Source organism: Leptospira montravelensis (assembly GCF_004770045.1).
GTDB lineage: Bacteria > Spirochaetota > Leptospiria > Leptospirales > Leptospiraceae > Leptospira_A > Leptospira_A montravelensis.
Genome location: NZ_RQFO01000017.1, coordinates 854066 through 874851, shown reverse-complemented (window position 1 = coordinate 874851; position 20786 = coordinate 854066). Strand labels below are relative to the sequence as shown.

20 protein-coding genes are annotated in these 20786 nt (G+C 39.2%); 9 read left to right on the top strand and 11 right to left on the bottom strand.

What is annotated here, in order from left to right; genetic code table 11:
* Positions 1-7: 7 nt before the first annotated feature.
* Positions 8-1357 (bottom strand): EAL domain-containing protein, encoded by a 1350-nt coding sequence (locus EHQ31_RS18020; protein WP_135572636.1) that lies wholly within the window; start codon positions 1355-1357, stop codon positions 8-10.
* Positions 1358-1445: 88 nt separating this feature from the next.
* Between EHQ31_RS18020 and EHQ31_RS18015 the strand changes: the two genes are divergently transcribed.
* Positions 1446-1691, top strand: a complete 246-nt coding sequence (locus tag EHQ31_RS18015; protein WP_135572634.1) for a GlsB/YeaQ/YmgE family stress response membrane protein — start codon at positions 1446-1448, stop codon at positions 1689-1691.
* A gap of 103 nt (positions 1692-1794) precedes the next feature.
* Here EHQ31_RS18015 and EHQ31_RS18010 read toward each other — a convergent pair whose 3' ends face one another.
* A complete protein-coding gene (locus tag EHQ31_RS18010) occupies positions 1795-2538 on the bottom strand; it encodes a YebC/PmpR family DNA-binding transcriptional regulator (protein WP_135572633.1) in 744 nt (247 codons plus the stop codon).
* Positions 2539-2661: 123 nt separating this feature from the next.
* On the opposite strand from EHQ31_RS18010, the gene EHQ31_RS18005 reads away from it, so the two are divergent.
* The 4 genes from EHQ31_RS18005 to EHQ31_RS17990 are packed head-to-tail and all read left to right on the top strand — an operon-like array spanning position 2662 to position 6743.
* Positions 2662-3828, top strand: a complete 1167-nt coding sequence (locus tag EHQ31_RS18005) for an acyl-CoA dehydrogenase family protein (protein WP_135572632.1) — start codon at positions 2662-2664, stop codon at positions 3826-3828.
* A gap of 55 nt (positions 3829-3883) precedes the next feature.
* Entirely contained in the window at positions 3884-4453 is a 570-nt protein-coding gene (locus EHQ31_RS18000) for an anthranilate synthase component II (RefSeq protein ID WP_135574042.1), read from the top strand.
* Positions 4450-6345: an ABC transporter ATP-binding protein gene (locus EHQ31_RS17995; RefSeq protein WP_135572631.1), complete on the top strand. Its 1896-nt coding sequence runs from the start codon at positions 4450-4452 to the stop codon at positions 6343-6345. Before EHQ31_RS18000 ends, EHQ31_RS17995 begins: the two co-directional genes overlap by 4 nt.
* A complete protein-coding gene (locus EHQ31_RS17990; protein ID WP_135572630.1) occupies positions 6342-6743 on the top strand; it encodes a response regulator in 402 nt (133 codons plus the stop codon). The genes EHQ31_RS17995 and EHQ31_RS17990 overlap by 4 nt, the downstream gene beginning before the upstream one ends.
* Here EHQ31_RS17990 and EHQ31_RS17985 read toward each other — a convergent pair.
* Entirely contained in the window at positions 6730-8598 is a 1869-nt protein-coding gene (locus EHQ31_RS17985) for a HEAT repeat domain-containing protein (RefSeq protein WP_208652795.1), read from the bottom strand. The genes EHQ31_RS17990 and EHQ31_RS17985 overlap by 14 nt on opposite strands.
* A gap of 143 nt (positions 8599-8741) precedes the next feature.
* Between EHQ31_RS17985 and hflX the strand changes: the two genes are divergently transcribed.
* On the top strand, positions 8742-10304 hold the full coding sequence (hflX, locus tag EHQ31_RS17980) for a GTPase HflX (RefSeq protein WP_135572629.1): 1563 nt from the start codon (positions 8742-8744) through the stop codon (positions 10302-10304).
* Here hflX and EHQ31_RS17975 read toward each other — a convergent pair.
* Positions 10288-10659, bottom strand: a complete 372-nt coding sequence (locus tag EHQ31_RS17975) for an STAS domain-containing protein (RefSeq protein WP_135572628.1) — start codon at positions 10657-10659, stop codon at positions 10288-10290. The genes hflX and EHQ31_RS17975 overlap by 17 nt on opposite strands.
* A gap of 5 nt (positions 10660-10664) precedes the next feature.
* Complete coding sequence (locus tag EHQ31_RS17970) at positions 10665-11948, bottom strand: homoserine dehydrogenase (protein WP_135572626.1); 1284 nt, start codon at positions 11946-11948, stop codon at positions 10665-10667.
* Positions 11949-12092: 144 nt separating this feature from the next.
* On the opposite strand from EHQ31_RS17970, the gene EHQ31_RS17965 reads away from it, so the two are divergent.
* On the top strand, positions 12093-12746 hold the full coding sequence (locus tag EHQ31_RS17965) for a hypothetical protein (RefSeq protein WP_135572624.1): 654 nt from the start codon (positions 12093-12095) through the stop codon (positions 12744-12746).
* 3 nt (positions 12747-12749) lie between these two features.
* Here EHQ31_RS17965 and EHQ31_RS17960 read toward each other — a convergent pair whose 3' ends face one another.
* Positions 12750-13361, bottom strand: coding sequence for a hypothetical protein (locus tag EHQ31_RS17960; RefSeq protein WP_135572622.1), 612 nt, complete (start codon positions 13359-13361; stop codon positions 12750-12752).
* A gap of 94 nt (positions 13362-13455) precedes the next feature.
* Between EHQ31_RS17960 and EHQ31_RS17955 the strand changes: the two genes are divergently transcribed.
* The gene (locus EHQ31_RS17955; protein WP_135572620.1) at positions 13456-14724 is read left to right on the top strand and encodes a formylglycine-generating enzyme family protein; all 1269 of its coding nucleotides are present in this window, start codon (positions 13456-13458) and stop codon (positions 14722-14724) included.
* Here EHQ31_RS17955 and EHQ31_RS17950 read toward each other — a convergent pair whose 3' ends face one another.
* From EHQ31_RS17950 to EHQ31_RS17940, 3 genes are read right to left on the bottom strand one after another with little or no spacing between them, the layout of a single operon-like run.
* Positions 14725-15186 carry a MarR family winged helix-turn-helix transcriptional regulator gene (locus EHQ31_RS17950; RefSeq protein WP_135572618.1) on the bottom strand — a complete coding sequence of 154 codons (462 nt, stop codon included), beginning with the start codon at positions 15184-15186 and terminating at the stop codon, positions 14725-14727.
* Positions 15187-15223: 37 nt separating this feature from the next.
* Positions 15224-16810 carry a phytoene desaturase family protein gene (locus EHQ31_RS17945; protein ID WP_135572616.1) on the bottom strand — a complete coding sequence of 529 codons (1587 nt, stop codon included), beginning with the start codon at positions 16808-16810 and terminating at the stop codon, positions 15224-15226.
* A complete protein-coding gene (locus tag EHQ31_RS17940) occupies positions 16810-18243 on the bottom strand; it encodes a DUF4139 domain-containing protein (RefSeq protein WP_135572614.1) in 1434 nt (477 codons plus the stop codon). Before EHQ31_RS17940 ends, EHQ31_RS17945 begins: the two co-directional genes overlap by 1 nt.
* 92 nt (positions 18244-18335) lie before the next feature.
* Here EHQ31_RS17940 and mtnP point away from each other — a divergent pair, with 92 nt between their 5' ends.
* On the top strand, positions 18336-19199 hold the full coding sequence (gene mtnP / locus EHQ31_RS17935) for an S-methyl-5'-thioadenosine phosphorylase (protein ID WP_135572612.1): 864 nt from the start codon (positions 18336-18338) through the stop codon (positions 19197-19199).
* Here mtnP and EHQ31_RS17930 read toward each other — a convergent pair.
* Positions 19196-19588 carry an STAS domain-containing protein gene (locus tag EHQ31_RS17930; protein WP_135572610.1) on the bottom strand — a complete coding sequence of 131 codons (393 nt, stop codon included), beginning with the start codon at positions 19586-19588 and terminating at the stop codon, positions 19196-19198. The genes mtnP and EHQ31_RS17930 overlap by 4 nt on opposite strands.
* A complete protein-coding gene (gene galK, locus EHQ31_RS17925; RefSeq protein ID WP_135574040.1) occupies positions 19585-20754 on the bottom strand; it encodes a galactokinase in 1170 nt (389 codons plus the stop codon). Before galK ends, EHQ31_RS17930 begins: the two co-directional genes overlap by 4 nt.
* Positions 20755-20786 lie beyond the last annotated feature (32 nt).

The following is a 20786-nucleotide window of genomic DNA, read 5'->3' as shown; positions in this document are numbered from 1 at the left end:
ATGAATTTTAAATTAAACCTTCTTCGGAAGCAACCCGAAACAAATTCCCAACTTTCTTTTGTTTTTCTGACAAAATTTTATCTGTCAATACTTCTTTCACAGCATCTTCATGAATAGAATGCAGAAGTTCAAAATCTCTTTTATAATCCGATACAGTCATTTTTCCAAATAGAATATTGGCTTGGAACTGGTAAATTTGGTGTTCCATAAGAAATCGTAAAGTATCGTAATCCTCAACGGCTTCTGCAGTAATCACTGCCTCCCTGTTATCAGCTAGGCGTTTACAATAATCAATAAATGCCAAGTTGTCTAAAAATTTAATTTGGTCTTCTTCCATTTTGAATTTAAAACTGATAGGATCTAGTTTAAATTCTTTAATCATAATCCCAAGATCCAAAACGATTTGATGGGACTGACTTTTGACTCCAAAGTCGTCTGCTGCGAAACTCATCCCATGCGAATAGAATGCATGACACACATCCTTTAGTGGAAAGTGCGAGTCATCGTAAGGTTTTTCCACGAGTTCAAATCGTATGTTTTCAGGAAGTAGGTCTTTATTTTGGATGAGTTTTTTCAATCGATCCACTCGGTCCATTTGCGAAAAAGTATCAATTAATGATTGAGGAGAAATATTAAATTTTAATAATCCCGGTGCCCCTTCACATGCAATGATCAACTTTTCTAAAATCAAAAGTTCAATCCGGTTCAAGTCTTGGTCAGATGGAATATCATTGATTAGGTCTTTATAACCAATATAGGCGCCACCTCCAAGAAAAACTTCACCTCCTTTCACCGAATAGGTTTTGTCTTTCGGATTGAAGATGACAGTCGGTTGGATCATGGCTTCATGAACTGAACCAGAAATATAAGTATTGGCTTTATTGTAATAAGTCCAACTCCAACGAACTAGGTTATCGTTTAGATTTTTTTCAGATGATTTATAAAGTTCGTTATATATTTCATCACCATCTGATATAAAATTAGATTGTGTTCTAGAAACTCCAAAGTGAAAGGATGCGGTTTTATTTTGTAAACATTGTTGTTGGAATTTACCAACTGCATTTTCAATGTTCGGGAATCGTTCGATATCCCATTCAAAAAGGGGAGAGATACCCATAATCAAAATGTTTTGTTTTTCAATATGATGAAATCCAAAAGTAATATCTTCCAAATCCATACAGTTATAAAACTCAGTTCGAAGTAGATCTAAAAAATCAGTGAGTTCGATTCCAGTAATATTTTCAAAACGAATGAGGAAGAGAGGTTTCCCTTGGTTTTCTTGGATGAAATGTTCTTTGAATACATCCAAATCCTTCATTCCAAAATAATAGGGACCAGTTAAAAGTTGATTTTTCAAATGTAGCCTTCGTATATGATTTGATTCTCAAACGACTTCTTGTAAATTTATGAGAATTCAAAAGAAAAGGCAACAAGGATAGTAACTTATGTTTAGTTTTATTTGGTTTTTACTGATTGGTCTTGCGGCAGGTTGGCTTGCTGGTCGTATTTTGCGCGGAAAAGGGTTTGGGCTCATTGCCAATTTGGTAATTGGCGTAGTCGGTTCCTTTTTGGGAGGAATCGTATTTGGCCTACTCGGTTTTCGTTCTTATGGTCTGGTTGCGGAACTGATAGTTGCAGTGGTAGGAGCGATTTTACTTATTTTCATTGCGGGTATGATCAAAAAAAGATAAACCAAAAAACCGAAAATTTCGTAATACAAAATTTTTGCCTTACGATTTCAAACTTCGCTTGAGACAGGGCGACATAACTAACCGTCCTGCCTCGGGAGATATACTAATCTAGTTCGACACCTTCACCTAACTCAAAGTTGGAACTCACACCCTGGACGTCGTCATTGGCTTCTAAGTTATCAATTAACTTCATCACCTTTTCTGCTGTTTCTTTGTCGTTCACTTCGACAGTCGTCATAGCAATGTATTTAATTTCTGATTCTTCCATATTCAGACCTTTTGTGGAAAGGGCAGATTGGACAGCTTCGTATTCTGCAGGGGATGTAATCACTACATACATTCCATCATTGACTTGGATGTCTTCTGCTCCGGCCCCGAGTGCCAAATCAAACAACGCCTCTTCAGAAATTTGGTCTGCTTTTAAAGAGATTTGACCCTTTCGTTCAAAAAAACGGGAAACAGCGCCTGCGTTGGCGAGGGAACCACCGAGTTTGGTTAGAATGCTTTTAATTTCAGGAGTTGTACGGGATTTTTTATCAGTAAGGACATCCACCATAATGGCAACACCACCAGGTGCGTAACATTCGTACAGACACTCTTCGTAGACCATACCTTCGAGTCCACCTGTACCTTTTTTGATGGCACGTTCAATGTTGTCCTTTGGCATGTTGGCGGCTTTGGCTTTGGTGACCGCTAAACGAAGTCTCGGGTTTCCTTCTTGGTCTCCACCACCTTCTTTTGCTGCTACGGAAATTTCTTTGGCAATCCTTGTAAAGATGGCACCTCTTTTGGCATCAATGGCTCCCTTTTTTCTTCGAATCGTCGCCCATTTCGAGTGTCCTGACATTGTTTTCTCCCAAGGCTAGGATTTTTGATTCAAAAGATTTTTCAACAGATTTAAGTCGCCCTAGTTTCTTGACTCAGAGAGAAAATTCCAAAGTACTGTAAAAAAACATCTATAAGGCATACCATGATCGACTTTTCTATCACCGATGAACAAAAAGCCCTACGCGACTTAGCGAAAGATTTCGCCAAAAATGAAATGATTCCCAAGGCGGAACACCATGACCACACAGGTGAATATCCGAAAGAAATTTTAAAGAAAGCTTTTGATGTAGGCCTTATGAATATGCATATCCCCGTGGAATACGGTGGGTCTGGGCTCGGTGTTTTGGATGAACTGATTGCTTCCGAAGAATTATTTTACGGTTGTTCGGGAATGGCAACAGCCATCCTAGCAAACAACTTAGCACTCGCGCCGGTATTGTTAGGTGCTGACGATTATGTAATGAAAAAATACATCCAACCAATGACTGAAAATTTCACATTGGCTGCTTATGCAGTAACGGAGCCAGGTGCTGGATCTGACGTAGCCGGTATCCGCACCACAGCAAAACGAGTGGGTGACGAATACATCATCAACGGATCCAAAATGTGGATCACAAATGCCGGCCATGCAGATTGGTTTTTTGTTTTAGCAAAAACTGATCCAAATGCCGGTCACAAAGGTATGACAGGTTTCATCGTCGATGCCAAATCTCCTGGAATTATCGTCGGTAAAAAAGAAAAAAATATGGGGCAACGTTGTTCCGATACTCGTGGAGTTACGTTTGAAGATGTAAAAGTTCCAAAAGAAAACATGATCGGAAAAGAAGGGGAAGGGTTCAAAATTGCGATGGGCGCTTTTGACCAAACTCGTCCTGCCGTAGCAATTGGAGCTGTGGGTGTGGCACGTGCGGCACTTGATCATTCTATCCGTTATGCAAACACTCGTAATGCGTTTGGAAAACCTATTTCTGTAAACCAAGGTGTTAGTTTTATGATTGCTGAAATGGCTCGTGACATTGAAGCAGGAAGACTTCTCTGTTGGCAATCCGCTTGGCTAATCGATAACAAATTCAGAAATACTTACCAAGCATCGATTGCAAAAGTATTTTGTGCAGATATGGCTATGCGTGTTACAACGGATGCAGTACAAATTTTTGGTGGTTACGGATTCAACGAAGAATACCCAGTCGAAAAATTGATGCGTGATGCAAAAATCTTCCAAATTTATGAAGGAACTTCGCAGATCCAAAGAGTCATCATTTCTAAATTTTTAAATGATGGTGTTGGAATCGAAACTCCTAACGCGTAAAGATTGGTTTAAGGACAGGTGGACTTGATTTTATCACCACTTGTCCTCTCCCAGTATGTTCCTTCTCATCGACAACTACGACTCATTCACTTATATTCTGTACCAATACCTGAACCAAATCATACCAACAACTGTCATGCGGCATGATGAAGACCTACCAGTGGACCTACAAAAAAAATACAACGCTGTTGTATTGTCACCGGGTCCGGGTCTTCCGAAAACTTCAGGTAAACTCATGTCTCATTTAGATTTCCTTTATAAGGAAATGCCGGTACTAGGAATTTGTCTCGGCCACCAAGCCATTGGAGAAATGTTCGGAGCCAAATTGGAGCAAACTCCAGAAGTGTTCCACGGTCGACCTTCGGAAATCCTACACAATGGAGAAGGTGTCTTTAAAAACATCCCCAATGGATTTTTAGCCAACAGGTACCACTCTTGGGCTGTCTCGAAAGTTTCTTTGCCAAACGAATTGGAAGTGACAGCGGAAACTAAAGATGGAGTCATAATGGGAATTCGTCACAGAAAATGGAGTAAGGTATTTGGGGTCCAGTTTCATCCGGAATCCATCCTCACAGAAAATGGGGAAACCTTACTTCGCAACTTCTATGAGGAAGTCATCAAATGAAATATTTTTTAAGACTATTGTCCTATTCTGTGCACTACCGGGAACGATTTGTTTTGGGACTCGTGTTTGCACTTTTGACGGCCGTTTTAAATGGAATTTCTCTTACAGCACTCATTCCCCTATTTGATTCGTTAGGTGGTGACAAAAATAATCGTTTCCATTTGGATTTAACTCTTCCTGAAAAAACGATCCTCGTCCAAGAAGTTCTTTTGGGTGCAGATAGTTTGGATGGATTAGAGCGAATCAAACGTTTGATAATCTCTGCAAAGCTCCAGATCAATGATTTCACAAAGGATATGGAACCCAAAGAAGTGGTTTGGGCAGTTTGTATTGCAGTTTTTCCACTTTATCTTTTGAAACTGGGAACTTATCTTTTGTCAGTTTATTGTATTGCCACGGCCGGTTACAAAGCAGTCAGAGATATCCGACAAGAGTTATTTCAAAAAGTTCAGAGATTACCTCTTACCTATTTTTATAAAGAAAAAACCGGACTAATTATGAGTCGGGTTATCAATGATGCAGAGATCGTAGCTGCAGTGATTTCGAGTAACCTTCGTGATGCGGTCATAAACTTCTTTTACGTTTTGACACATCTAATGATCCTCATTTATTTGAATTCAGAATTATTACTCCTTGCTTGTCTCACAATTCCTGTCGTCATAATGCCTGTAACTTTGTTTACACGAAAAATTTCCTCATCGACTGCAAGGTTCCAAGAAAAGCTCGCCGACCTCAATAGTCATATCCAGGAATTCATTTCAGGAATTAAGGTCATCCGAACGTTTCGCCAAGAGAAACAGGACCTTAAAAAATTTGATAATATCAATTATAAAGTGTATCGAAGGACTTTCAAAGGCCAATTCTATTTACAAATGGCACCAAGTCTTGTCGAACTTACTTCATCCATCGTGGTGCTTGGTTACTTTGCGATGGGTGCCAAATTTATATATTCAGGTAAGTTTACGCAAGGTGAGTTTATGGCCTTCCTTCTTACTTTGTTATTTTTACTTCGTCCCCTTACCCAACTTTCACAAATGGTGGGAAAAATTACCCAAGCCAATTCTGCCGGGAAACGGATTTTTGAAATTATTGATCGTGATTCAGAGGTAGTGGAACATGGAGATGAAACCATTCTCGAAAAAATAGAGAAGGGGATTCAGTTTAACGACATTCATTTTTCTTATCCAGGTACCAACCAAGAAGTTTTAAAAGGAATCAACTTAGATATCAAACTTGGTGAAACCTATGCTTTTGTCGGAACTAGTGGTTCAGGCAAATCAACTATGATGGATTTGATTCCTCGTTTTTTTGATCCAACAGCCGGCAAAATTTTAATCGATGGAATGGACATTCGTAGCTATTCCCTAAAATCCCTTCGTAAAAAAATTGGAATTGTCACTCAGGAAATTTTTCTCTTTCACGGAACGGTTGCAGATAACATTGCTTATGGGACTGGTGCTGCTACCAGAAAAGAAGTGATTCGTGCAGCACGATTAGCAAATGCACATGATTTTATTACTAATATGGAAAACGGCTATGATACCGTCATTGGAGTCCGTGGACTTGATCTGAGCGGTGGCCAAAGACAACGTCTTGTCATCGCCAGAGCTTTGTTACGAAATGCAGAAATTTTGATTTTAGATGAGGCAACCAGTGCTCTTGATGCCGAATCCGAAAGGTTGGTCAGCAGAGCTTTGGAACGACTCTTTAAAAATAGAACTACTTTTATCATTGCGCACCGCCTTTCCACAGTAAGACGAGTAAAAAATATTGTTGTGATTGAAGAGGGCGAAATCAGAGAAAAGGGCGATCATGATTCGTTACTTGCCCAAAACGGAATATATAAAAAATTATATGACAGCCAATTTGCAGAAGCGGAGATTCAGATATGAAAAGAGTTTTAATCGTTGACGATAATGACCGTTATGCGAATAATTTGAAATCGTATTTTGACTCCAAAAATATTCCCTCGGATCGTGCTGTCGATGCAAAGGAAGGTTTAACCCTTTTTACAAAAAATCCGAACTATGATATGATTATTTCTGATGTAACAATGGAAACTCAAACTTCAGGACTTTGGATGATGCGTCAAATTTACAAATCTGGTTATAAGGGTGTTCTTGCGATAGCATCTACAGGATTTGATGTCTTTGGTGTGATGCCGTTTTCTTCTTTGTTTTTACCTTGGTTCTGCGGCCTTCACTGGATGATTCCAAAAGTTCCTCTAAAACAAGGGACGGTAGAATGGGTTTCGACCGCCCTTTCCAAAGGAAAATTTAATCCTTTTTAGGAACTTTAATTTCTTCTATTGGATTGAAGAGGTTGTTGTGTTTTCCTTTTTTCAAATTGGAATACTTTCCAGAATTCCCATCACTGCCTAGTTGTTTCACCTCAATGATATCTAACTTTGGATAAAAAACCCAACCTGTTACAAAGGCTTCGCGCGCGCCCGGAAGTGTAGATTCCATTTTCACTTGAATATATTTGTCAGTGAGAATGTCTTCTCCGATCCGCACAGCGTATTCCTTTTTGGTTTCAGATAGAATTAGGCCAATCTCTTTGTTTTTGATATAAGAAACAGGCCTTGAACGTTCGTTTGGTTCTGCGCGGAGGTAATCATCTTCTATGAGTATGATCGCATACTTTCCAAAAGCCTTACGACGAAGTAAACACTCACCAATTCGTTTATTTATTTTTTCATCAGTCTGCGATTCATTCAATCGAATGAGAGCAAAGGTTGCTGATAAAGAAGGGTTTTTACTGATTTCATCAATGGCAAGTAACGCCATATTTGGTTCTTCTGAAACAAACTTTTCCAAAATTCTTAGACTTTCCCTACTTCCATGAATCGCAAGAGCTTCGAGTGATGCCACTTTAATGTCTTGGTCATTCGATTTTAAAAACTTACTAAAAACTTCAACATCAGCATCTAATTTGTGATAGGCGAGACCACGTAAGGCACCTGAAACAATAACCACAAATTCTGAAGAGAGTCCTGTCGTAAGGATCATTTCTCGTCCTGCCGGATCTTTTGTTTTTCCTAGACCTTCGTAACTTACTGCGATCACTTCTGGATCTTCTGCCTTGGTTCCCGCAATAAAATAAGAAAGGGAACGTTTATCTCCAATATCGGACAAAGCTTTGTAAGCAGCAGGTCTTACTTGGTATCCGTCTTTATCGATGGCATTTTCTAAACTAACTCGACCCGCTTTTAATCTACCAAGAGCCAGTGCAGCGGCTGCACGTACACGAGGGATAGGATGAGTGGTTAAAATCTTTTCTAAGTTCTTTGGCTTTCGGTAGTATTCCCATTGGAATACTTGAACCAACCCTTTACGAATTTGATCTGTATACTCTCTGTCCTTTTTTTCTTCTTCAGATAGAACCTCTTCTTCCTTTTTAACTGACTCATTGATTTGATCGGTTACTTTAGCTTTACCCGTTACTTTTGCTTTGCGATTGAGTCGTTTGATCGATATTTTAGATGGATTCTCTACTTTGTTTGGAATTATTTTTTTAGGAGTTTCGACTTCATTCGTTACAATGATAGGATCTTCCACAACTGGTTTATTTTCTTTCTCAGTGTTATCTTTTCCTTGGTTGTAATTTCCTGAATCAGAACGTAAATGTCGAATCGCGTTTTGGATACCAATTGCTTTGGGGCTATTTTGTTTTAATGAATCAAGAATATTACCCAATTCATAACTAACACGACCAATGGCAGGGCCATCAAAATCATTGGGAACACTATCGATAAGATCTTGGTTAGTTTGGATGAGACCTGGCAACTTGCTTATTACGACAGGTAGGTCTTCTTCCAAATAAGCTGCGGCTTGCATTTCTTTATCTACAGGTTCGCCGACCGTCTTTTTGCTATCAGCACGAAGGGCTACATTTTCTCCAAACTCAAGTAAAGCAATGGCCTTATGCGCTTCCTGGATAAACTCATCATACTTACGATTGTTGGTCACAGGGATTGTAACAGATTTTGATTTATGCGGGTCTAAATCCGATCCTTGGTATTCTTTATACTTTGGTGAAACGTCTGTTAATTGGTATGGTTTTGAAGTGGAACAACTGATCAACAGAACAAGGACCACCCATAAACTTCTCTTCCAAATTATGTCTTGACCCTTTTGAAACATCTGATAGCCTATTTCCATACTTTGAATATCGGATACGTACTATAAGTAAAATTAGCGGCAATCTAGCTGGTCTCAAGCCAAACCAGTTAAAAAAGTTAAAATCTCTCTCAGAAAGACGACTTCGGGAGGATTCTATCATTTCTATGGAGCTAGCAAGGCTCGTTGGCGAGATTTCAAACGAAATTCGCAGGCAAGTCGGCCTTCTCATTGAAAGGACAGGTTATGTCACCCATTTGATTGTTGGCAATGACAACTCCATAGAAATTCCCCATTTGGACCGATATCGAGTGGCACATTCTCGGCTCAGGGGTTTACGCCTTTTTCACACACACCTCAAAGAACACCCGTTAAACCAAGAAGATTTGATGGACCTTGTCCTCAACCGCTTTGATTCCATTACGGCAGCTTGTGTGGGAGCCGATGGAATTCCCAAATTCTTTTTTTCTGCCTTTATTAATCCCGATCCCGATGCAAAGGAACCTTGGATCCTTTCGCCAAAACAATACCCAGGCCAATTGAAGTATGGTTACTCGGAACAAGTGGAAGCACTGGAATCCGAATTCACAAAAAAAACATCCATCCTCAAAGAATCTCAAAAAGAAAACAGAGCCTTCCTTGTGGGTGTTTATGATGTCAGGAAGATGAAACGTTCACCGGAACATTCGATGGTAGAACTCAAAGAACTTTGCCGCACAGCAGGTATCCATGTTGTGGATACTTATGTTCAAAAAAGAGATCCTGATCCCAGAACTGTTGTAGGAAAAGGTAAGTTACAAGAAATTATCTTAACTTCGGTTCACAAAGACATTGAACATTTAATTTTTGATTTGGAACTCACTCCTTCGCAGGCAAAAAAAATCTCGGATGCCAGTGATTTAAAAATCATCGATCGCACCCAACTCATTTTGGATATCTTTTCGAAAAATGCAAAATCAAGAGATGGAAAACTCCAGGTGGAACTTGCCCAACTCAAATACTTAAAAAACCGCCTTTCGGAATTAGACGACAATATGAGTCGCCTAACGGGTGGTATTGGTGGTAGAGGGCCTGGAGAAACCAAATTAGAAATTGGAAACAGGCGTGTGGAAGAAAAAATCACTCGTTTGGAAAATGAACTAAAAGACCTCAAACGTCGTAGAGAATTAAACCGTAAGGCTCGTTCCAAAAACGAAATCCCTATCGTAGGAATTGTTGGTTATACAAATGCCGGAAAGTCAACCTTACTCAATGCCCTCACAAACTCTACTGTCATTGCCGAAGACAAATTATTTGCAACTTTAGATCCCACAACTCGTAGGATTCGTTTTCCTGAAGAAAGAGAAATTATCATTTCTGATACAGTAGGTTTTATTCACGACCTTCCGCCAGATTTATCACAGGCCTTTAAAGCAACTCTTGAGGAATTAGGGGATGCGGATTTATTACTCCATGTAGTCGATTCCACAAACGCAAATTATGCGGAACAAATGGAAGCCGTAGATACCATTCTCAATTCCCTTCAATTGAACGAAATTCCTCGAATGGTGGTTTTTAACAAGGCGGATGGGTTGGATGAGGAAACACGTGTTTCCTTCGAAAAGAATGAGGCCTTACTTGTTTCTGCTGTCACCCGCGAAGGTTTGCCTCATCTTTTGGATTTAATTGAAGAAGAACTTTGGAAAAAAAAGGAACAGAACCCTAATCTAGTTTCTATTCCCAATTCGTAATGGCTTCTTGTTTGGTATTAAAAATTTGCACCTTTCGTGGCAAATCCATTAACCGAATCACGTTTTCCAGAAAATGATTGAGTCCCCCAATTAGTATTTTACCTTGATTGCTCTCAACTGTTTTGATAATACCTATGAGTGTTGCCACTCCAATGCTATTAATATAATCCAACTTGGTGAGTTCCAAAATGATATTGTAAACAGAGTCGCGAAAGATCACGGAAATATTCCGGTTGATTTCGTATGCGTTGGTATTGGTGATCTGGCCCACAAAGGAAACAACCAGCACTCGCTCTCCTTTGATTTCGATGAATTCTGTTTTGAGATCCAGGGAGGGAAACTGTAAATCCGCCATGCGAGTTACAGGTTTTCCAAAAGCCGGATGGCAACAGTTTTCTGTTTGATGATGTTCGACATAGTATCAATTTCCTGCAGAGATTTCTGAAATTCCCCTTCTGTCGCCGAGTGAGTGACAACAATCACTGACACCGGTTCCGAAGTGGACTCCTTCTGTTGGACGGATGCAATGGAAATATTATGACGGCCAAGCACCTGAGAAATTTCAGCAAGAACTCCTGGTTTGTCCACAGTGGAAAAACGTAGGTAATAACGAACCAAATTGTCAGGCTCAGGAAAGGCTTTGGCTTCTGGAAAAAGATTATTTTCTTTCGCAATGTCCTTACTTCCCAGTCTCGAAGCATAGTAGATGATGTCAGAGAGAACCGCACTTGCTGTTGGCATTCCCCCGGCACCTTTACCTGTGATCATTCCGGAATCTGCTTCTTTGGTTTTATAAAAAACAGCATTGGATTCGTTCATGACATTTGCCAATGGATGGTCCAGAGGAACAAGCGTTGGATGTACTTTGGTAAGTACTCCCGCCGAACTTCGTTTAGAGATCCCTAAAAGTTTGATTCGATATCCAAGAGAAAGTGCAGATTGGATGTCCAAAGATTGTAAATCGGAAATTCCTTTTACAGAAAGGGAAGCGAACGAAACGTACTCACGGAACGCGAGACTTGCAAGCAAACTAATTTTATGGCCCGCATCAATCCCTTCTACATCAAAGGTTGGGTCGGCTTCTGCAAATCCAAGGTCTTGTGCTTTTTTCAGTGCCGTCGAATAGTCCCAGGCCTCTTGTTCCATCTTGGTTAAAATAAAATTTGTGGTTCCGTTTAGGATTCCGCAAATGACTTCAAATTCGCAGGAAGAGAGTCCATCACGTAATGTACGGATGATGGGAATGGAACCTGCCACTGCAGCTTCATAACCAAGCTCAGCACCGGTTTCTGCAGCGATTGGATACAATTCTCTTCCTTTTTCGGATAACAAGGCCTTATTGGCTGTGATGACAGTTTTGCCATGTTCTAAAGCGGATCGAACTGCTTGGTAAGCCGTGTCAGTTCCGCCTATCAATTCAACAATCATATCGATATCCGAACGATTTGTAACAGATAGTACATCGGTTGTTACTGGAACGTTCGTTTTACCTTGGAGTTTTCCCGGGCTACGGGTGGCAATGGTCGTTAGTTGTAAGTTGATTCCATAATGACGTTGGATTTTTTCCCGGTTTTTATCCAAGAGTTGGAGTAAGCTTGTGCCGACAACTCCGGCACCCAATAGACCAATACGAACTTCTTTCATTTAGGATCACGATTTCGGAGTAGAAAAGGAAACACACTTAAAAAAATTTTAAAAAAAAACAAATTTGAGAAGAAGTTCTTCAGCTTTTTCTGATTTCATGTGATAACTATAATTAGAATTGTCTCGGCAATAAGGATTATCATTATGGCAACGAAAAAATCATCATCTGCCGCTAAGAAGAAGGCTGTTAAACAAGCGGCTAAGAAAACAAATACGGTTAAGAAACAATCTACAAGAAACGAAAGTGCCTCTCTATTCGGAAACGATGAGTCTGCGCAAGTTTCTCTTCAATCCCCAGTATCGCATTCTGAGGGATCATCTCAAACGAAAGAATCAGGAAACGGAGTGTATCTATTTTTGGTTTTGGCAGGAATTCTTGCCATAGGGTATTTAGGATACATGAAATACTTTAAAACAAAAGCGCCTGCTCCAGTGGCTACAGCTTCTGTTCCTGCAGATGCACAAACCAAACCAGTCGCCGCAGAACCTGAGAAAAAAGTAGAAGAGACTCCTGCACCTGCGGAAGAATCTACTGCTGGATTTCTCGTGGATAAAGTAGCCTCTAAAAAATGGTCTGAAGCAGCTGCTTATTGTAAATCAGTAGGTGGAGTAGTACCTTCTAAAGATGATCTCGTAAAATTTGCGGCAACAGCTCCAAAAGAGATCAAATCTAGCGAAGAGAAATATTGGACGAAAACAGAAGTGGACAAAAAGTCTGGATTGGCTTACCGTTTTTCAAACGGCAAAGCACCGAAAGTGGACAAAGCTACTTCTTTAAAAGTTCTCTGTAAAAACTAATCTCTAACGAGAGTTCGATTGGATCGGGGCTAGAATTTCTCTTCTGATTTTGTCAGCAAGGTCAGAAGAAGCAAACATCTTCCCCGATGCGTCCGTTAAATAAAAACTATCTTTGGCTCGGCCTGTTTCAAAGTCCGTTTCAATAGTGGCACTACGAATGTTGATTTGGTTTTGCATTAAAATGCGAGATACATAATACAACAAACCTCGACCGGCACTACTTTCCAAATACAAACAAGTTTCGTTCCTTTCTGGTAAATCGCTAAAAATAAACTCTGGTGTTTCGCGAAAGAATGTGGCAACGGCTGGTTCTTGGATTTGTAATTTCTCCAAAATCTCTTCAAATTTAGTATTTTTGGAAAACAAGGAATCCATCATCATTCCCAGTTTGAATGCAGCTTGAGTTGTGTCCCCGCCATCTGCTTGTAAAATGAACGAATCGATTGTAAACTCATGACCTTGTTCTATGACTGTGCCCAGTTCCCCTGAAAGTATGTCCATTTTGAGTGCATAAATGATGGTAGCAATTCGGTGGAAGGTACCGATTTGGGTAGAATCGGTTTTGAGGGAAATAAGGATATTTTCCTTCTCTCGTTTGTACTGAAACTCGATCAATGTGGTATTTCCCTTTCCCACAGATTGTATACATGCACAGGAAATTTCAATCAAAAGGTTTCGGCAAAATACGCCGATGATGATAAAAGACAGTATGAGAAAACTACTAATGATTCTATTCGTTTGGGGAATTGTAATTTCTCCCCTTGTTTCGCAAGAGGAAACTTCGGAAGAATCACCCTTTGCCACTACTAAAAAGAAAGTTCAACTTTGGAAAGGCGAAGTTGTTGGCGTTTATAAAAATAGATTATGGATTAAAGTTCGGATTTATCGTAACCAACGTATTTCCAAGCTTTCACTCGCTGAAATTAAATCATTATTTGCTGAAACAAAAGAATTTCCTGTGTATCAAAAACTGACAGACTTAAAACAAGGGGTTCTTGTGGTTCGAGACACTGTTTGGGAAGAAAAACATATCAACAAAAAAAATCAATTCATCGAAGTAGTGTTAGTGGGTGATTACAAACCGGATCTAAACTCAAAAATGAAAGAGATCACAACAGATGCCTATATCTCCAGTTATATCGAAGAAGATTTTTTTACAGAGCCAGATGCTTTTTTTAAAGGAAGATTCACTCCACCCAGAAAAACAGTTTTTCATCCCAAAGATAGAAAGGAAATGGTTTTAGTTTCGAGAGGTTTATTTTTATACGGGCAAGGGACAGATCCTTCCTCAGATAGTTTTAATCCTTATTTTTTAGAACCAAAACCTTCCAACCTAAAAGAAATCCCATCCTTTTATATTGATAAGTATGAAGTCACTAATGCAGAATATGCTTACTTTTCAAAACAAACAAATTCTCCAAACCCTCCTCATTGGATTGGGGGAAAGTATCCAGAAGGAGAAGGGGACTTTCCTGTTGTTCATCTCACTTACCGAGAAGTAGAGAGGTATGCCAATTGGGTAGGAAAACGGATTCCCACCGAATGGGAATGGGAAAAAGCGGCTCGTGGTCCAGGGGTGATTGAATTTACTAATAGAGACGAAACCTTAGGTTACCAAATCATTGCCACCAAATATCCGTTTGGAGATGAATATGATTCCCTTTATTGTAACACTAGAGAATCAAAAATTGGTAAAGCACAATCGGTTTTGGAATTATCAACAGAAGGAGCAAGTCCTTATGGTGCGATCGGAATGTGTGGGAATGCACCCGAATGGACATCCAGTGACTACCAGTTATATCCAGGGCATCATATTAAAAACTTTTCTTTTGGGAAAATATACAAAGTGGTTCGTGGTGGTTCTTATGCAGACTCAGCAAAAAATGCAACTGCCAGTGCTAGGTCCTATGGTGGGATTCCTAACCTATCCGAAGATAGGCGAGCAGGATTTCGATTGGTAATGGATTACCGAGATTAATTACTTACAGATGGCTTCGGTTTTTTTGCCGAGTTTTTTGCAGATTTTTCCAAGGACTTCTTGTTCCTCAGGGGATAATACTGCAAATTCTGAAGTAATTCGTTTCACATGGTCAGGAAAAATTTGTTCGATGAGTTTTTTTCCTTCTGCTGTTAGGTGGACAGAAATAAACCTTCTGTCCTCTACACCGCGAACACGTTCTACAAGATTTCTTTTTTCCAGGTTATCAATCACAAGGGTGATGTTTCCCGTACTTTTGAGGATTTTGTCACCCAAGTCTTTTTGACAGAGTGGTCCCAAGTGGTACAAAGTCTCTAAAACCCCAAATTGACTTTCTGAAATACTCCATTTGGTAAACTCAGAAATGAGTCGGGAAGACAGAGATTCGGCAGCACGTTTTAATTTAATAAACGCATCGAGTGCCTGTACTTCTTTTTTAGATCCTTTGAATTTTGTTCCCATTAATTTAATATCAAACTATCAAATCTTAAACCAATTGTCAACTGGTTTCTTGGCTCTTTTGGAAAAGTTCTTTCATAAGCCTAAGAGTCCCAGTAAGCCCCAAAACCACAGAAGAAGCAGCCACGCCGCCCATCAAGGCACCTGCTACTCCAGGAGAGCAGGCGTCAGCTCCCGTTAGGTAAAGATTTTTGATCGTTGTCCTCACACCTAACCATTCTTGTTGAAAGCGTTCCGGTGTACAGGAAAGTCCATAAATAGATCCTTCTTTATGTCCTGTAAAGAATTCGGTTGTGATAGGAGTGGAGAGTTCTGTAAATTCAATGAGGTCTCGAAATCCAGGAAATCGTTCTTCCAAAAATGATAACATACCTTCGGTAATCTTGTCTTTCAGTTGCGCATAATCTTCCCCGCGTTTTTTCCAGGGTTCGTCCTTCCATTTCGCAAATAAGGAATAATCAGCAAAACTGATAGCTTCGGCCGTATGGCCTTCGGACTCTGGATTTTTTAAAGAAGGGAAAGACAGATACATCATCGGTGGTTTGCCCTCAATAAGATCATTTCTTTTCGCATAACAAGCATCATGGTTTATGTCAGGGAAGATCCAATGGTTTTCCCCGTGAAATCCGAGTTTTGTTGGAGATTCCTTAAATCCAATATAAAGTGTGATGGACGTAGTTCCCTGGGTGCTAAGAGATTCCAGAGGTTTTTGAAAAGAACTAGAATGTTCTTTGGCCAATAGTTTGTTGTAGGTGGTATAAGCACCTGCATCTGAAATAATGACATCAGCATAAAATTCCTGTTCCGAAAAAGTTTTTCCTTTTTGAACTTCTACTTTCACACCGACAGCTTTATCTCCCTCGAGAAGGATTTCTTTGACTGTATGAAGGATTTTTAAGCTCCCTCCGTTTTCTTCTACAATGGGTTCTATCGAATCTACGATTTTAGAAGATCCTCCAATGGGAAAATAACCACCGTTAAAGTAATGTGCCACAATCATGGAATGTATGGCAAAGGAAGATGTGGATGGAGGAAGGCCGTAATCACCCCACTGTGAACTTAGAAGTGCTCTTAGGTTTTCATCCTGAATATTTGACTCCATATATTCTTTGGTAGTGATGTACGGAGTGGGGATATGGTTTAGGTTTAAAAACTTTGCTGCCTTTTCAAATACAGCTGGGAGAGCCTTGAGTGTAAAATGCCTTCCGAACCATTGTGTAAAAATTTCTACATCTCGAAAGTATCTATCAATGGCTTCGGATTCTAAAGGAAACTTTTGTTTTAAATCACTTATAAATTTTTCTTTTTCTCCATACACCGGAAAACTAAATCCTGGGTAATCGAAAACCTCAAAGGGTTCTTGCATTTTTTGCCATTTCACCCCTCTTCTTGTAATGGAATCAAAAAGCGTTCGTAACATTGAACCTTCGCCTAAGTCCCCAATATAATGGATTCCCACGTCCCATTCAAATTTTCCAAGTCTTTTGAAAGTATGAGTGAATCCACCTAACTTAAAATGACGTTCTAAAACGAGTACTTTCTTTTTGGCAACTTGAGAAAGAATAGAGGCGGCCGTTAGGCCACCAATTCCAGAACCGATAATGATTACGTCATATTTATTTTCCATTATTGGTACTTAGTCTCTACAGTATATTCTACAGTCACAGTTTCGTTAGCTTTTAGAGGTACATCCGTGTAGGCTCTTGTTGCTGATTCTTTTGTAAATTTATGGGAAGATTTAGTGATGGTCCAATCACCCCAAAGGCTTGCGTAAAACCTAACTTCGATTTCTTCTTTTTTTCTGTTTCGAATTTCCGCAGAATAAGTTGATTTATCACCACGGGAAAGTTTAAAAACTTCGTTGGAAAGACGTTTGCCGTTAGCAACTACATCAAAGGCTTGGCCTGTTTTGATTTTTACTTCTTCGTTTTCAGGAGTGTGATCGATGGTATCTTCACCAAGAAGTTGTTGGCGTCCTTTGGAATCAGCTTTGAAAACACGAATGGTTCCTTGAGGAAGGGGGCGACCTAAATTGTTTTTCTTCGCATTTTTGAAAATATATTTGATGGTTGCATTATTGAAATTTTTTTCATTTCCCTCATACATAGGCAGGTTTTCAAAAACAAAAAACTTTTTGATTTCGATTCCTTCCGACTGAAACAATTGAACTTGTTTAGTTTGGTTATATCCAATGTTAGTTGGTTGGTCTAAGGTATATAAATAATACTCGGACAAATTCTCTTGGTTGAATTCAGGTGCAGCAGCTGATTCATCATATTCCTTTCGCATTGTATTTTTTACTGCACGAGGCTGCATTGCATATGTGTTCACTTGGTTAGAGATTAAATTTACTTTTCCTGCCACAAGTTGCAAAGTTGCATTTTTATACTCAGCACCAGAGTTGTTGTTTAATGTGACCCAAGAATTCAATCCACAGAGATTTTCCTCTTTATCCAAAACGAGAATATAATCAGCAGACCAACCAAGTCCATTGGTTTGGTATGAAACTTCTAGGGTTTGTTCCTTTTCTACATCGTTCTTCAATTTCCAAACAAGAGTAGGTTTCGCAAAAAGATTTTCAGGAATGGTGGGAACTGTCACTCGCCCATTGTAACCGAGCGAAATTTCATCTCCAATTTTGTACACGGGGTTTCCATTGTTTGAGATTAACGTGGCTTTGACGGAAGTTGTTTTTTCTTTGGTTTCATTGTAAAGCGTAACTTCCTTTCCAATGTATTTGTCCATCAAACGTTCAGGAGAAATTAAATCGTATTCGTAGTTTTGTTCAAAGACTGTGAGTTTTTTTGGATCTTCTCCCTTCACTCTTACGGTTTGTGGGATGATTTGAGAAGGAACATCTTCGAAACGCAATGTACGAATTCCTTTGGATAAATTTAAAAGACGAGTTTCCCGTACAAGACCTATGCCTCCATTGTAAATAGTAACACTGACAGATTTGCGATCAGATTGTGTAGACATATCAAAAGCGGAGTCGGACGTGATTCCCGCTGTAAAGATCAGGAGTGTGAGAGTGGTTAAGGGTAATATTTTGGATTTCATGTATTCTCCCATGAGCATTCTACAGTCTTCGAATGTAAAAAACGAATGCAACCAAAATCGTTAGGGGAAAACTGCACTTTAAGAGGATTCATATGACAAATGTAGTGAAAATCGGGGTTATTGGTGGAACTGGCCTATATTCAATTGATGGAATGGAGATTATTAAAGAGATTCATCCAGAAACTCCTTGGGGCAAACCATCGGACACGATCACCATTGGTCGTTTTAAGGGTAAAGAAATTGCGTTTTTACCAAGACATGGAAAAGGACATTTTTTAAATCCAAGTGAAGTTCCGGCCCGAGCCAACATTGCCGCATTAAAACAGTTAGGCGTAGAAGAAATCATTGCATTTAGTTCTGTAGGAAGTTTACGCCAAGAAATTGCACCGAGAGATTTTGTGATTCCTTCACAAATCATTGATCGCACCAAAGCAAGACATGCTACGTTTTTTGAGAATGGAATGGTGGCACATGCTCCCTTTGCAGATCCTTTTTCAGCAGGGCTCGGTAAAAAAGTAGAAGAAGCTGCCAAACAAATCGGCCTACCAATTCATTCCAACAAAACATTAATTTGTATGGAAGGCCCTTTGTTTTCGACAAGAGCCGAATCTCATATGTATAGATCTTGGGGAGCGGATATCATTAATATGACCGTCCTTCCAGAAGCAAAACTGGCAAGAGAAGCAGAGATTCTTTACCAAATGGTTTGTATGTCTACGGATTACGATTGTTGGAAAGAAGATGAAGCACATGTCACCTTGGAAATGGTTCTTGCGAACTTGAGTGCCAACGCAGATACAGCTAAGAAGTTATTATCGGCCCTCATTGACTTTCTAGGAAAATCGGATGATACAAGTCTTGTCGGCAGTACGAAGTATTCTCTTGTGACATCTCCTGAAAAAAGAAACCAGGAACAAATAATCAAATTAAAATTTCTTTTCCCAACCTACTTTTAGTCGGTTTTTATAGCTTGTTCCAAAGTTGGAAAAATTTGGAGCAAGCTCCTAAGTTTTGTTAGTTCTAATACATATCTTACTTTTTCTGAAGGGGATATGATTCTTATAAAACCTTTTTGTTTCATCAGTTTGGAATGGATTCCTAAACAAACACCAAGGCCAGAACTATCAATATAACTCACTTGTTCAAAGTTTAAAAAAATAAAATTGATTCCTTTGGAGATTAGCATCTCCAAATTTTCTTTCATGATTTGTGAATTGTAGAGATTAATTTCTCCTGACAATTCAAAATAAACTGAGGATTCAGGCAGGGGGACAAATTTCTGATGGAGAACTTCCATTTTGAAGTCTCCACTTTCAACTGTGTAATCACTCCAGTTTTCAATCATAATGAAATTTCCTTTACCCCGTCTGAAATTTGAAACCTATAAAAGTCTAACGCAGTATTAAACTTTTGTTGATAACTTTTTTTCAATACGTCTTCTATTTTATAAAAATGATCTTTGGTATCTAGTACGAGTACGCATCCACCGAAGCCGCCACCGATCATTCTTGCTCCAGTGACGCCCAAACTCTGCAAAGAATCAACTATGAAATCGGTTTCGGGACAAGAGACTTCAAATTCTTTTGATAAAGACCAATGGGTTTGAAACAGTGCGGATCCAACATCTTTAAAATTATCAGATTCTAAACCTTCAATGACAACTTTTGTCCTTTCCCTTTCTGATGTAACATGTTTTGTTCTTTTAAGTTCTTCTTTTGTTAGGTGACAGTATTCTAATTCAGATTCAGAAAGATTTACTTCATACAATTGTGTAAAATTTGGATACTTTGCTTTTATTTTTACCAATGCCGATTCACATTCTGAACGTCTTTGGTTGTAAGCACTGTCTTTTAAGCTGTGTTTTACGTTCGAATTGATTAAGTAGAATTCGTAATCTCCCAAATCAAAATGGTGGTAAGTGTAATTTAGAGTTTCGGTATTTAATGAGATACAATCATCCTGTTTACCAACAGCGATAATGAATTGATCCATGATCCCACATTTCGTTCCTACAAAATTATTTTCAGCTCTTTGCCCAATAAGTGCAATCTCTTCTCGTGAAATATTTAATCCGAATGTTTCTTTGATCGCATAACCAGTGACAACTTCAAAAGCGGCTGAAGAAGAAAGTCCAGAACCTTGTGGAATATTTCCGTCCACTAACAGATCAAACCCAGGAATTGTATGGCCCAACTTTTCTATTTCAGAGATAACACCAGAGATATAATCGGACCAGGGTGACCTAGGATTTGGTACTAGCGGTTTTTTTAATTCTACAGTTTCTTTATAAGTGACAGAGTGCAAATGATAAGAAGAAGAATCATTGGGACGAAGATATACTTGGACGGCAAAATCTATGGCCGCAGGAAGCACGATTCCACCTAAATAATCAACATGTTCCCCAATTATATTGATTCTAGCTGGAGCTTGGAACAAACGAGGGAGATGGTTTGTTTTTCCAAATAATGATTCAAATTGATTCAAATTTTCTTTACTTATAAAAGAATCCACTTCATCTTCCTTTCGATGCCATACTTTATTCA

What these genes read in the sequence shown, in the direction of transcription:
- EHQ31_RS18015 (WP_135572634.1), top strand. Translation starts at nt 1,446, where the DNA reads ATGTTTAGTTTTATTTGGTTTTTACTGATTGGTCTTGCGGCAGGTTGG.
- EHQ31_RS18010 (WP_135572633.1), bottom strand. Translation starts at nt 2,538, where the DNA reads ATGTCAGGACACTCGAAATGGGCGACGATTCGAAGAAAAAAGGGAGCC.
- EHQ31_RS18005 (WP_135572632.1), top strand. Translation starts at nt 2,662, where the DNA reads ATGATCGACTTTTCTATCACCGATGAACAAAAAGCCCTACGCGACTTA.
- EHQ31_RS18000 (WP_135574042.1), top strand. Translation starts at nt 3,884, where the DNA reads ATGTTCCTTCTCATCGACAACTACGACTCATTCACTTATATTCTGTAC.
- EHQ31_RS17995 (WP_135572631.1), top strand. Translation starts at nt 4,450, where the DNA reads ATGAAATATTTTTTAAGACTATTGTCCTATTCTGTGCACTACCGGGAA.
- EHQ31_RS17990 (WP_135572630.1), top strand. Translation starts at nt 6,342, where the DNA reads ATGAAAAGAGTTTTAATCGTTGACGATAATGACCGTTATGCGAATAAT.
- EHQ31_RS17985 (WP_208652795.1), bottom strand. Translation starts at nt 8,598, where the DNA reads ATGTTTCAAAAGGGTCAAGACATAATTTGGAAGAGAAGTTTATGGGTG.
- hflX (WP_135572629.1), top strand. Translation starts at nt 8,742, where the DNA reads ATGGAGCTAGCAAGGCTCGTTGGCGAGATTTCAAACGAAATTCGCAGG.
- EHQ31_RS17975 (WP_135572628.1), bottom strand. Translation starts at nt 10,659, where the DNA reads ATGGCGGATTTACAGTTTCCCTCCCTGGATCTCAAAACAGAATTCATC.
- EHQ31_RS17970 (WP_135572626.1), bottom strand. Translation starts at nt 11,948, where the DNA reads ATGAAAGAAGTTCGTATTGGTCTATTGGGTGCCGGAGTTGTCGGCACA.
- EHQ31_RS17965 (WP_135572624.1), top strand. Translation starts at nt 12,093, where the DNA reads ATGGCAACGAAAAAATCATCATCTGCCGCTAAGAAGAAGGCTGTTAAA.
- EHQ31_RS17955 (WP_135572620.1), top strand. Translation starts at nt 13,456, where the DNA reads ATGAGAAAACTACTAATGATTCTATTCGTTTGGGGAATTGTAATTTCT.
- EHQ31_RS17950 (WP_135572618.1), bottom strand. Translation starts at nt 15,186, where the DNA reads ATGGGAACAAAATTCAAAGGATCTAAAAAAGAAGTACAGGCACTCGAT.
- EHQ31_RS17945 (WP_135572616.1), bottom strand. Translation starts at nt 16,810, where the DNA reads ATGGAAAATAAATATGACGTAATCATTATCGGTTCTGGAATTGGTGGC.
- EHQ31_RS17940 (WP_135572614.1), bottom strand. Translation starts at nt 18,243, where the DNA reads ATGAAATCCAAAATATTACCCTTAACCACTCTCACACTCCTGATCTTT.
- mtnP (WP_135572612.1), top strand. Translation starts at nt 18,336, where the DNA reads ATGACAAATGTAGTGAAAATCGGGGTTATTGGTGGAACTGGCCTATAT.
- EHQ31_RS17930 (WP_135572610.1), bottom strand. Translation starts at nt 19,588, where the DNA reads ATGATTGAAAACTGGAGTGATTACACAGTTGAAAGTGGAGACTTCAAA.